Source organism: Pseudomonas atacamensis, assembly GCF_017167965.1.
In the GTDB taxonomy this organism is placed as follows: domain Bacteria; phylum Pseudomonadota; class Gammaproteobacteria; order Pseudomonadales; family Pseudomonadaceae; genus Aquipseudomonas; species Aquipseudomonas atacamensis.
The window spans coordinates 5,009,892-5,022,058 of the sequence record NZ_CP070503.1; the positions used below are offsets into that span (position 1 = coordinate 5,009,892).

At 61.4% G+C, this 12,167-nt stretch carries 11 protein-coding genes; 3 read left to right on the forward strand and 8 right to left on the reverse strand.

The window, feature by feature from the left end:
- Nucleotides 1-71: 71 nt before the first annotated feature.
- The 6 genes from JWU58_RS22875 to JWU58_RS22900 form a co-directional block, all read right to left on the reverse strand.
- On the reverse strand, nucleotides 72-2,501 hold the full coding sequence (locus JWU58_RS22875; protein ID WP_206421032.1) for a TonB-dependent siderophore receptor: 2,430 nt from the start codon (nucleotides 2,499-2,501) through the stop codon (nucleotides 72-74).
- Nucleotides 2,502-2,713: 212 nt separating this feature from the next.
- A complete protein-coding gene (locus JWU58_RS22880) occupies nucleotides 2,714-3,703 on the reverse strand; it encodes a FecR family protein (RefSeq protein WP_206421033.1) in 990 nt (329 codons plus the stop codon).
- Nucleotides 3,700-4,266 (reverse strand): RNA polymerase sigma factor, encoded by a 567-nt coding sequence (locus JWU58_RS22885; protein ID WP_016771621.1) that lies wholly within the window; start codon nucleotides 4,264-4,266, stop codon nucleotides 3,700-3,702. The genes JWU58_RS22880 and JWU58_RS22885 overlap by 4 nt, the downstream gene beginning before the upstream one ends.
- A 1-nt stretch (nucleotide 4,267) precedes the next feature.
- The gene (locus tag JWU58_RS22890) at nucleotides 4,268-4,594 is read right to left on the reverse strand and encodes a DUF3325 domain-containing protein (RefSeq protein WP_206421034.1); all 327 of its coding nucleotides are present in this window, start codon (nucleotides 4,592-4,594) and stop codon (nucleotides 4,268-4,270) included.
- A complete protein-coding gene (locus JWU58_RS22895) occupies nucleotides 4,594-6,177 on the reverse strand; it encodes a PepSY-associated TM helix domain-containing protein (RefSeq protein WP_206421035.1) in 1,584 nt (527 codons plus the stop codon). The genes JWU58_RS22890 and JWU58_RS22895 overlap by 1 nt, the downstream gene beginning before the upstream one ends.
- Nucleotides 6,174-6,479, reverse strand: a complete 306-nt coding sequence (locus tag JWU58_RS22900) for a DUF3649 domain-containing protein (RefSeq protein WP_041479671.1) — start codon at nucleotides 6,477-6,479, stop codon at nucleotides 6,174-6,176. Before JWU58_RS22900 ends, JWU58_RS22895 begins: the two co-directional genes overlap by 4 nt.
- A 188-nt stretch (nucleotides 6,480-6,667) precedes the next feature.
- On the opposite strand from JWU58_RS22900, the gene JWU58_RS22905 reads away from it, so the two are divergent.
- The 3 genes from JWU58_RS22905 (at nucleotide 6,668) to fecA (ending at nucleotide 10,507) form a co-directional block, all read left to right on the forward strand.
- A complete protein-coding gene (locus tag JWU58_RS22905; RefSeq protein ID WP_206421036.1) occupies nucleotides 6,668-7,156 on the forward strand; it encodes a sigma-70 family RNA polymerase sigma factor in 489 nt (162 codons plus the stop codon).
- Nucleotides 7,153-8,085, forward strand: a complete 933-nt coding sequence (locus JWU58_RS22910) for a DUF4880 domain-containing protein (RefSeq protein WP_206421037.1) — start codon at nucleotides 7,153-7,155, stop codon at nucleotides 8,083-8,085. The genes JWU58_RS22905 and JWU58_RS22910 overlap by 4 nt, the downstream gene beginning before the upstream one ends.
- An 88-nt stretch (nucleotides 8,086-8,173) precedes the next feature.
- Nucleotides 8,174-10,507, forward strand: a complete 2,334-nt coding sequence (fecA, locus tag JWU58_RS22915; protein WP_206421038.1) for a TonB-dependent Fe(3+) dicitrate receptor FecA — start codon at nucleotides 8,174-8,176, stop codon at nucleotides 10,505-10,507.
- 89 nt (nucleotides 10,508-10,596) lie between these two features.
- On the opposite strand, the gene JWU58_RS22920 is transcribed toward fecA, so the two are convergent.
- Both JWU58_RS22920 and JWU58_RS22925 read right to left on the reverse strand, forming a co-directional pair.
- Nucleotides 10,597-11,004: an HPF/RaiA family ribosome-associated protein gene (locus JWU58_RS22920; protein ID WP_016771629.1), complete on the reverse strand. Its 408-nt coding sequence runs from the start codon at nucleotides 11,002-11,004 to the stop codon at nucleotides 10,597-10,599.
- A 200-nt stretch (nucleotides 11,005-11,204) separates the two neighbouring features.
- Nucleotides 11,205-12,152, reverse strand: coding sequence for a LysR substrate-binding domain-containing protein (locus JWU58_RS22925; RefSeq protein ID WP_123443455.1), 948 nt, complete (start codon nucleotides 12,150-12,152; stop codon nucleotides 11,205-11,207).
- Nucleotides 12,153-12,167 lie beyond the last annotated feature (15 nt).

Consider the following 12,167-nt stretch of genomic DNA (forward strand, 5'->3'; position numbering starts at 1 on the left):
CGGCAGCTCCTACAGGGGAAACGCATTCCAAATGTAGGAGCTGCCGAAGGCTGCGATCTTTTGACGTTGACTCAAAACTCCAGGGTGCTCGACAAGGAAACCTGCCGCGAATCCCCCATCGACACAAAGAAGCGGCTCGCCGACGAGGTGTAATAGGTGCGATCAAACAGGTTCTTCACGTTCAACTGAAACTTGACCTTCTGCCCCTCAACCGTCGTGTCGTAAGTGGCAAACGCATCCGCCACGGTGTAGCTCGGCAGGTCAAAATCATTCACCGCGTTGCCGGCACGCTCGCCGACATAGCGCGCGCCCGCCCCGACACGCAACTGATCACCACCAAACACATTGCCGAAGTCATACACCGCCGACAGCGAGCCGGAATTCTTCGCTACGTTTTGCAGGCGCTTGCCTTTGTATTCCGGGTCTTCGGTGACTTCGGCATCGGTGTAGGCATAGCTGCCGATCAGGTTCCAGTGCTCGCTGAGCTGCCCGCTCAGGTCAACTTCCAACCCGCGTGAACGCACCTCGCCTGCCGCACTGTAAATCGTTGTCGGGCCTTCGGAATTGGCCACCAGTACGTTGCGTTTCTTGATGTCGAACAACGCGATATTGCCGGTGATGCTGCCGGGCATATCCAGCCGCGCACCCAGCTCCCACGACTTGGCTTCCTCCGGCGCGATGCTGCCGTCGAGCACGGTACTGCTGCCGCTCAGCGGGGCGATGGTCGAGTTGGGTTTGAACGATTCGGTGTAGCTGCCGTAGAACGACAGCGCGTCGGTGTAGCGATACACCAGCCCTGCGCGCGGCACCCACTTCTGCCCATTGCTGTCGGTATTGGCCTTGAACGGCACGCCTTTGCCGGCGTACTGGTCGTACTCCTGAAAACGTCCGCCAGCGACGAGAATCCACTGCTCGTTGAGGTGAATCGAATCCTGCAGGAACAGCGAATCGCTGCGCAGCTTATCGGTCTGCGCACTGTCGGGCGCACTCACCGTAGTGCCCATCACTTCGCGGCCATAGACCGGGTTGAGATAGCTGAACGTGGTCAGGCTTTTCTGCCGGATCAGATCCTCGCGGTAGATCTTGCGGTATTCATCATCAACACCGAACACCAGATCATGCTGCATGCCCAGCACATTCACTTTGCCTTCGAGGCTGGCGGTGGTGAAACGATCGGTGCTGATCGCATTCTGGGTGCCGTCCATGCTGCGCGTCAGTGTGCCTTTGTTGGTGTCGATCGCCGTCACGCGCACCTGACTGGCGTCGTAGGTTTCACGGTTCCAGCTGTAGCCGAAGTGGGCTTTCCAGTCGTCGTTGAGTTCGTGGTCGGCTTCGAAATGGTAGAGGTCCGAGCGCCCTTCCATGTCGTTGAACGGCTCATCGAGACGCTGCTTGCGCGAGATATCCAGCGGATGATTGGTGCGCGGATCGATCAAGGTGCCACGGTCGAAGGGGGTGAGAAATTCGCGGTGCTCGTAGGCGAACAACAGCTTGGTGCGCTCGCCGTACCAGGCCAGCGACGGTGCGATCAGCGTCTCGCGATGGGTGCCGAAGTTGCGCCAGTAATCTTCGTCTTCATGATCGACGACCATGCGATAGGCGAAGCCGGAATCGCCCAGCGCCCCGGTGCTGTCGAAGGCGCCGCCGCTGCCATTCTTGCCGTCACCATAGCTCGAACCGCGCACGGTCACGGCGTTGTACTGGGTCAGTTCCGGCTTCTTGCTGACCAGGTTGACCACACCACCCGGATCCTGAATCCCATAGAGCAACGAGGCCGGGCCCTTGAGCACTTCGACGCGATCCACGGTCGCGTTCATGCCACGGCCCTGCACCAGCGGCATGCCGTCGCGCATGATCGAGCCGTTGCGGTTGTCGCCGAAGCCGCGAGTCATCACCGAGTCCTGGGTACTGCCCAAGGTGTTGCCCTGGGTGATGCCGCTGACATTGGCCAGCGCGTCGTCGAGATTGCGCGGCGCCTGATCGCGAATGACCTGCGCCGGGATGACATTGACCGTCTGTGGGATTTCTTGCAGCGACGCCGATGAGCGCATCACCGAACTGGTTTCCGGTGGCTGATAACTCATCGATTCGTCGCGCGTGGACGTGATGGTGGTGGCGCCGAGATTGAGCGCGCCTGCGGTCGGCATCGGCTCAAGCGCCAGGGTATGACTGTCGGTGCGGCGGAAGCTCAGGCCGGAATTGCCGAGCAGGCGTTGCAGGGCCTGTTCGGCGCTCATCTGGCCGTTGACTGCCGGAGCATTGAGGCCGTACGGCGCTTCGTCGGTGTAGACCACGCTTTGCCCGGTCACACGGCTGAAGTCGCTCAGGGCTTGCGGCAACGGTTTGGCGGCGAGGGCAAAATTGAATTGCTGTTGCGCCTGATTGCTCACCGCTTCTGTCGCCAGCGCGATACTCATCGGCAGCAATGCCAACGCGGAAAAACTCAGCGCTGACATGCCCAACCACTGTTTGACCGAACCGGATTTTGCCCTGGACTTCATTGCTCAATGACCTGTGTAGAACCGCAACGGATGCGAATGGCTCGCAGTTTCAGTCACTACACGGATGGGGCTCGGGGTTACCTCACCTTTAATTTGAAAATATTTTTCGGGGAATTTGTTGCCTGGGCTGACGCCTTCGCGAGCAGGCTCGCTCCCACCTTTGGAATGCGTACCCTGTGGGAGCGAGCCTGCTCGCGAAGAGGCCGGCAGCCTCAGCGCAGAATAATCAGCTGCCCCAACACCCGATGCTGCTCAAACCCCAACACTCCCTGCAACGAATTGAGCACCGCCTGCGGGTCCTTGCTCGGAAAGCTGCCGCTGACCTTGCGCGCCGCCAGCTCATCGTTGAGCAGCACAATCCGCCCCGGGTAATAGCGGCGCAGATCCTCTACCACATCGGCCAGCGTGGTCTTGTAGTAAGTCAGCCAACCCTGACGCCACGCCAGTTGCGCTTCACTGTCCACGGCATGCAGTTTTTCCGCAGTGCCGTCGGCATAAGCAACTTGCTGGCCGGCCGTGAGAATCTGTTGTTGACCGTGCTCGTCCGCCGTCACCGCGACACGTCCGGACAACACCGTCACTTGCGCGCCATGAAGTTGCCGGCGCACTTCGAACTGCGTGCCGAGCACCCGCGCCTCGCCCTGCTCCGCCGCCACCACAAACGGATCGCCGGTGTGAGTGACGTTGAAGAAAGCAGCGCCTCTGATCAATTTCACGCGGCGCTGGCCATGACTGAAATCCACAGCAATCGCGCTGTCGGCATCCAGCGTCACTTGCGACTGATCGGCCAGTGTCACCGTGCGAACTTCGCCAGGCGTGGAGACATGATCGGCGCGCAGATCGTCGAGCCAGCGTTGCGCCTGCCACCCCGTGCCGAGGCTGATCATCAACAGCAGACACGCGGCCAGCGCCAGCGCGCCCGACCAACGCAAAATCGGCGAACGACGCGGGGCATCCATCGCCTGCAGATAACCTTGCAGCGCGAACGCATCTTCATCGGCCAGCGTGCGCGCGGGGCTTTCGCTGAGTTCCCAGATCACCTGCGCCTGCGCATACGCTTGGGCATGGGCCGGATCGGCGCGCAGCCATTGGCTGAAGGTCAGCTGATCGCCAGTGCTCGGGCGGTCATGCAACAGGCTCAGCCAGGCCAGCGCGGCCTGTTCCTGGGCCGGTGTCGGTGTGATCGGATCGGATGGCTTCACGGTGCTTTCCCTGGCAGGCGTGGCGCGGGGTCGCGCAGGCTGGCCTTGCAGGCCTCGAGGGCGCGCATCATATGTTTTTCCACGGCACTTTGGGACAGGCCCATGGCCTTGGCGATCTCAGCGTACTTGCGCCCGTGAATGCGATTGAGCAGAAAGATCTGCCGCGTGCGTTCGGGCAAGGCGCGCAACGCGGCTTCGACATGGCGCAGATCGTTGCCGGCTTCGAGGGCGGCCTGGGGTTCGCTGCCATGGCTGTCGGGTTCGTCCGGCTGCCAGCCTTCGTTGACCCGCGTGCGCGTGCCTTCACTGCGCAAATGATCGATGGCGATGTTGCCGGCGCAGCGCAGCAGATAAGTGCTGAGCTCTTCGACCTGCACCAGCGGCCGCCGCCAGAAGCGCAAAAACAGATCCTGGACCAGATCAGCCGCCGTCGCCCGACAACCGACGCGCCGATTCACCAGCGCTTCCATTTGCGCACGCTGGGACAGAAACACCTGGAGAAAATGCGCACGCGCGCCACGCGCTTCATCGTCACGCGATTCCGGCGGCAGACCGATCAGCACTTCAGCACTGCGCCCAGGCGGCGGCCGGGCTGGCCAACAGGCTCAACCCGGCCAGGGCCATGGCCAGACGCGGGCGATACGGCAGCAACAGCACCAATGCCAAAGCGCTGAGCATCAGCACCGCGAACCAGTCGACCAGACCGAAACTCCAGCCACTGGCCGCGACCGCCGCCCACAGCGAAAGCGCCAGCAACAGCCATCCCGCCAGCGCCAGACCCTGACGGCGGCGCGTCGACGGTTTGGCGCCGAGCAATTCGGCGTGATGACGTGGCATCGACAGGCACAACGCGGTGAAGCCGGCGTAAGTAAGCAACAGGGCCAGCAGCATCAGTTGGCCCCCTGTTCGACTGTGATCGAGCGAGGCGAAGGACTTGCTTTGCGAACGCTGACGGAGTCGCCCGTACGCTGCATCTTGCGCGCAGCCCAGCCGAGGAAAAGCCCGGTCGCCAGACACGTCAGATCAAATCCGGCCAGTGCCCAGTCGCGCTGCATCAGGCTGGTGCCAAGATTCCACGGTGTGGTCAGCGCATTGATCAGCGGCACCGCGATAAACAGCGCGGCGCCGAGCGTCAGCTGTTCGATCCACGCCTTGCGCCCCGGACGCAACACGGCGTGCACCACGCTCAGGCCCCAGGCTATGAAGAAAGCATTCACTTCCCAATCGGCCCGCCCCGCCAGACTCACCGGCACCAGTCGATTAGCCAAAAAGAACACCGCCACCGCCGATACCAGGCCGGCCATGCTGGCGATATTCAGCACCTCAACCAGGCGCAATTCGAAGGGCAACGCCGCGCTTTTTACGTGCTTGAGCTGCCGCTTACCGAGCCAGATCACCAGCCCGGTGCCAATCATCGCCGTGCCAGCCAATCCGCAAATGAAATACAGCCAGCGCAACAGCGGCCCGGCGAAATGGCCCATGTGCAAACCGTAAAACGCGCCACCCACCGCCATCGCCATGGGTTGATCGGGTGTACTGCTCAGAAGCTGCCCGGTGACGCCGTTGAACGTCACCGCCCGGCCGAAATCATGCACCACCCGATCGCCCGCGCGGGACAGCACCACCGTGGCGCTGGCATCGCCCGGGTTGCTCACCGACAGGCGCGCGGTATGGCCACCCGACCACTGCTGGCCGGCCTTGGCCAGTAGCGGCGCCATGGCGTTCAGCGGTGCGGCGACATCGGCGCGCTCGGGCGTCTTCGAGGCGGGAAAGACTTCGTCGTAGAACTTGCGCACGTCGCTGCCGTAAGAGGCAACGATGCTCGCCGGCATAACCATCGACATGAAAATCACCAGGCTGCTGTAAGTGATCATCACGTGAAACGGCAGCACCAGCACACCCACGGCGTTATGCCCGTCAAGCCAGGAACGCTGGCCCTTGCGCGGGCGGAAGGTGAAGAAGTCCTTGAAGATTTTCTTGTGGGTGATGATGCCGCTGATCAACGCAACGAACATCACCATTGCGGCGATGGTCGCCAGCCAGCGCCCCCACGGGTAAGGCATCTGCAACTGGAAGTGGAAACGGTAAAAGAACTCGCCGCCCATGCTTTCGCGGCCCTGCACCTCGGCCCCGGTCTGAGCGTCGAGAGTTCGGGATTCGAAGCGGCCGCGCTCGCCGGGTTTGCCCGGCGCCTGCTGCCAGCGCACCTTCAGACCGGGGTCGCGGGCATCGGGCAAATCGATCAGCCAGCGCGAGGCACCGGCGGCGTGTTGCTGCAGATAATCTTGCGCCAGCGCCAGGCTCGCTTCGCTATCAAGCGAATGTGCAGCGATTTCCGGCTGCATCCAGTGGCTGATTTCATCTTTGAAATAAGCGAGCGTGCCGGTGAGAAAAATCGCGAACAGCAACCAGCCGAACACCAGCCCGGCCCAGGTGTGCAGCCATGCCATCGCCTGCCGGAAGCCCTCTTTCATGCCAGCCCCAGACCGCGCGCGGCACCGGAAACGGTGGCGAGAATCACGCTCGGCACCAACAGGCCGACCCACGCCGACCACGCGCTGCGGCAGGCAAAGCACCAGAGCACTGCGACCAGATAGACCAGAAAGGACACGGTCATGCCAGTGACCACCGCTTCGGCGCGGTTCAGCGGCAGCCACAACGTCAGGGTGACGCTGGCCAGCGCCGCCACCAGATAGCCGCCGAAAATCGCCGCCAGCACTCGCGAAGTGACGGCCAGACGATAGGACATGGGAAGGGTGGCGAGTTTGCCTTTCATGTTTCGACCCTGAAACGGAAACGTTCGGCCGACAAGCCGAATCTACAGGCGAGCAATATTAATGATAAATATTCTCATACGCAAAAGCATCTGATTGCCGGACACTGTCGCCAGCCTCTACAATGCGAACCGTTCTTGTTCTCTAATGCACGTTCTCTACGCAAGTTTTTGCGTCCGGAGTGATTTCGTTGCCGCCCGCCCATCCCGTCGAATCGCTATACCACGCTCATCACAGCTGGCTCACCGGCTGGTTGCGGCGCAAGCTCGGCTGCCCGGACAGCGCGGCGGATCTGGCTCAGGACACGTTCATCAAGGTGCTGACCGCCCGCGAACCACCGACGATCATCGAACCGCGCGCCTTTCTCACCACTTTGGCCAAGCGCGTGCTGTTCAATCATTACCGGCGCCAGGATGTGGAACGCGCCTACCTCGAGACGCTGGCGCAAATGCCGGAAATGGTCGCGCCGTCGGAAGAGCACAAAGCGATCATCCTGCAGACACTGGTCGAACTCGATGAACTGCTCGACGGCTTGCCGCGCCAGGTCAAACGCGCCTTTCTGCTCGCGCAGGTCGATGGTCTGACTTATCCACAGATCGCCGCAGAACTGGGCATCTCAGTGGCCACGGTCAAACGCCATTTGAACAAAGCGGCCATGCGCTGCTATTTCGCCCTGTGAATCGGGTGCCGGATTTCTCCGCGCAAGTCGCCGAACAGGCGGTGCACTGGCTGCTGGAAATGCAGCAGGGCACGCTGACCCCGCGCCAGCAACAGGCCTGGCAACAATGGCTGGATGCACACAGCGAACACCGCCGGGCGTGGGAACACATGCAACGAGTCAATCAGCGTTTGCGCGGCGTTTCGTCGCCGTTGGCCCACGCGGCGTTGAACGGACCGAAGTCCGGCAGCCGCCGTCAGGCGCTGAAAATGTTGCTGATTCTCGGTGCCGGCTCAGCGGCGACCTGGGGCATGCGCGAGCACACGCCGTTGCCGTCGCTGCTCGCCGATTACCGCACGCCGGTCGGCCAGCGGCGCAAGATCGGCTTGGGCGGTGCCGATTCGTTACAGCTCAATACCGCAAGTTCCGTCGATGTCGATGACACGCAGCGTACGATTCGTCTGCTCGAAGGCGAAATGCTGTTGAGCGCTGCAAATCCGTTCGAGATACGCACGGCACACGGCGTGCTGAAAAGCCAAGGTGCGCGCCTCAATGTGCGGCAGTTTGTTGAGCGCACGCAGATCGCCCTGTTCGAAGGACGAGTCGAACTCGTCGCCAACCAGCGCGCGCCCCTGCTGCTGCCGGTCGCGCGGCAGTTGAGTTTTACTGCCAGCTCCGTCAGCGCGGCCAAACCACTGGACGCCAACAGCGGTGCGTGGACTGACGGCATGCTGGTCGCCGCCCATATGCGCCTCGGCGATTTCCTCGAAGAGCTTGGCCGCTACCGGCGCGGGCAGCTGCGGTGCGACAGCCAGGTTGCCGATTTGCTGATTTCCGGGACGTATCCACTGGATGACAGCGAGCGGATTCTCGACCTGTTGCAGATCAGTCTGCCGGTCAGAGTGAAGCGCTTTACCCGTTATTGGGTGAGCATCGAAGCGCGGGTGTAAAAAAACGCCAAAACCATGAGCCGTTTTTCAGATCTGGCGTGACAGAGAAGGAAAGCCCCCTTGATTCCACCTTCTCAGGATCATCCACATGCAGCCCACCCGCCTTACCCCACTGGCCCGCAGCCTGCGCAATCTTCTGCTCGGCGCCAGCCTGAGTTTCACCGCCCTGCCCGCTGCGCTGGGCGCCGAGACCAAGGTTTATCACATCGCCCCGACGTCGCTGGAAACCGCGCTGAACCAGTTTGGCCGTGAAGCCGGCGTGCTGATTTCCTTTGGCTCGCAAGTCACCAGCGGTGTGCAGAGCCGGGGTCTGGAGGGCAATTACACGACGCAACAAGGCCTCGATGCCCTGCTCGAAGGCACAGGCCTGCAAGCCCGCGCCGAAGGCGACAATGCCTTCAGCCTGCAACCGCTGGCTGACGCGGCGCTGGAGCTGGGCACCTCGACCGTAGTCGGCGACTGGCTCGGCGATGCGGCGCAGATCAATGTCTTCGAACACCCCGGGGCGCGTGATGTGATCCGCCGCGAAGAATTCGAACGCCAGGGCGCGACCCAGGCCCGCGATGTGCTCAACCGCATCCCCGGTGTGAACGCGCCGGAGAACAACGGCACCGGCAGCCACGACATGGCGCTGAACTTCGGCATTCGTGGTTTGAATCCACGCCTGGCCGCGCGCTCGACAGTATTGATGGACGGCATCCCGGTACCGTTCGCGCCGTATGGTCAGCCGCAGTTGTCGTTCGCGCCGATCAGCATGGGCAACATGGATGCGGTGGACGTGGTGCGCGGCGGCGGCGCGGTGCGTTATGGCCCGCAGAACGTCGGCGGCGTGGTCAACTTCGTGACCCGGGCGATTCCTGACGAGCCGACGGTCAAGGGTGGTTTCCAGACTGAAACCAGCCCATCGTCGAGCCACGACGGTTTCAAGACCAGCGCCAATCTGCTGGCCGGCGGCACCAACGCCAACGGCCTCGGTGGTGCGCTGTTGTACTCCGGCACCCGTGGCGGTGACTGGCGCGAACACAGCGATACCGAGATCGACGACCTGATCCTCAAGGGCAAATATCAGCTCGACGAGGCCAACAGCTTCAACGCCATGGCCCAGTATTACGAAGGCAAGGCCGACATGCCCGGCGGTCTCACCGTCGCCGATTACGATGCCGATCCGTACCAGTCGACGCGGCCGAAAGACCAGTTCTGGGGCCGCCGGACGATGTTCAACTTCGGCTATCGCTATCAGGAAGATCGCCGCGAATTCACCGCCAACACCTTCTTCACCAAAACCCTGCGCAGCGGTTATCTGGATCAGGGCACATTCCTTTCGTTGTCGCCGCGCGAGTATTGGGTACGTGGTCTGGAAACCCGTTTCGCCCAAGGCTTCGATCTCGGTCCGAGCAGCCATGAAGTCGGCGTCGGCTACCGCTACATCAATGAGGCCGGCCACGAACTGCGTTATCGCACGCCGATCAGCGCCAACGAATACCCGACCACCAGCAGCCGCAACGACCGCGACACTCGCGGTGGTACCGAGGCCAACGCATTCTTCGTCGATGACCGCATCGACATCGGCAAATGGACCATCACTCCGGGCGTGCGCTACGAGATGATCGAGTCGCAACAGACCAACAACCTGACCAACGTCAAATACAAGGGCGACTACAACACCGCGCTGCCGGCGCTGAACGTGCTTTATCACCTCACCGACAGCTGGAACCTGTACGCCAACACCGAAGGCTCGTTCGGCAGCGTGCAATACAGCCAGATGCCCAACCGCGTGAGCAGCGGCGAGGTGAAACCGGAAAAGGCCCGCACCTGGGAACTCGGCACGCGCTATGACAACGGTGCCCTGCGCGCGGAGATCGGCGCATTCCTGATCAACTTCGACAACCAGTACGAAAGCAACCAGACCAACGACTCGGTGATCGCTCGCGGCGAAACCCGCCATCAGGGCATCGAGACCAGCGTCAATTACGCGCTCGACGACTTGAGCCCGGCGCTGGCCGGTTTCGATGTCTACGCCAGTTATGCCTATGTCGACGCCACCATCCGCGAGGACGGGCCGAACAAAGGCAACCGCGTGCCGTTTTCCTCCAAGCACAAAGGCACGATTGGCGTCGGTTATACCGAAGGGCCATGGAAGCTGAATCTGGACAGCAGCTTCCAGAGCGACCAGTTCGCCGACAACGCCAACACTTCGAAAGAAAGCGCCGATGGCAGCACCGGCAAGATCCCCGGCTACATGCTGTTCAGCAGCCGCGCCGGGTATGACTTCGGACCGCAACTGTCGGATTTGAATGTGGCGGTGGGCGTGAAGAACATCTTCAACACGCAGTACTTCACACGCTCGTTCGATGACAACAACAAGGGCAAGTACGTGGGTGAGCCGCGGACGGTTTATGTGCAGACGTCGGTGGCATTCTGAACAGACTCTGAAGCCTTCCCCCCATGCGAAAAAAAACGGGCCTGCATCAGCAGGCCCGTTCTCCTTGTGTGACTTGTGAAATCAGCGCATCAACTGTTGATCGCTGCCTGTTCATTCTCGTCAAATTCTTCCGCCAACAGCTTGTCGTTGGCCTTGCCGGTAAATGGCACTACAGCGGCGCGTGGTTTACCTCGCAGTTTGCCGAACAGATGATCCAGTTTGTGCTCCAGTTTCTCGGCGGCACCGTCGATCGCCTGTTCCAGCGAATCGGCTTTATGGGTCACGGAAATCGGTTGGTGGCCTTTTGGCCGCGCTTCCAGTTGGCAGCGCAAGTCATGGGGACCTGGTTTTTCGCCGTTCTCGTCGCTCAGGTGGACTTCGACACGGGTCAGGTCTTCTTCATAACGGTCGAGCGTGCTCTCAATAGTTGTACGTACCCACTCCTCCAGTCGCTTACTGCTTTGAATATGGTTATCGCTGTTGACTTGGATTTGCATAGTTCATCCCTTATTTCAGCTAGCTCGCTGGAGGCCTTGAAGTGAATTTCCTGACCTCCTGGTTACAACAATCGGCCCGAGCGGCGAACATTTCAACCCCTGAAAAAAGAAAAATATTCATTCGCAAAAAAAGCCGGACAACCGAGCGAGGCGCTGTTAATGTCGGGAGTTGGGTCGACCCGCTCCGCAGAAAAATCTGCTCACATCTGCTGCTCGTTCAGCGGGTGCAAACTGCGAAAAATCCCTGCCTCCTCCACCAGCCAGTCGTGCACAGCGCGCACGCCCGGATGGCTCAACGCCCCCGGTGCATACAGCAGCACATAGCGTTTATGGTTGGGTACTGACAAGCCGAACGGCACGATCAAAGTGCCGCGCTCCAGCTCATCGTTGAGCAACGTGCGCCGGGCAATCGCCACGCCCATGCCAGCGATCGCCGCTTCGATGGTCAGGTGATTGCGGTTGAACGTGTGGCCGCGTCGCACATCGGCGCCTTCGAAGCCGATCGCGTTCAGGTAGAACTCCCATTCTGCGTATTCGTAACTGCCACGCCAGGCGGTGATGTCGTGCAGCAACGGGAAATGCATCAGATCCGCCGGCCCGTGCAACGGCGGTCGCCCGCGCAGCAGGCTCGGCGCGCACACCGGAAATATCTGCTCGTCGAGCAAGGCTGTGGATAACAATCCGGGGTAGCTGCCATCGTTGAGGTCGATGGCCAGATCGAAATCGCCCTCATGCAGTGGCACGCTGCTGTCCTCGGCCACCAGGCGCAACTGGATATCTGGAAAGCGTTGCTGCAAGCGCGGCAGGCGCGGGGTCAGCCACTTGCCGAGAAACGACGGGATCGAGCGCAACCGCAGAGTCCCGCTGATCATCCCGGCGTCCAGCCGGCGCAATTCCGCATCGATGCTGCCATAGGCTTCATTGACGGTAATCGCCAGCCGCTGCCCCTGTGCACTCAACTCAACGCCGCGCGCGCGCCGATGAAACAGGCGAAAGCCCAGGCGCTCTTCCAATTGACGAATCTGCTGGCTGACCGCGCCCGGGGTGATGTGCAGCTCTTCGGCACAACGGGTGAACGACAGGTGCCGCGCGGCACAGGCAAACACCTGCAGCCAGACATAGGTCTGGGCATGCAATTGACGACTCATTGTTTAGTCCTGCTA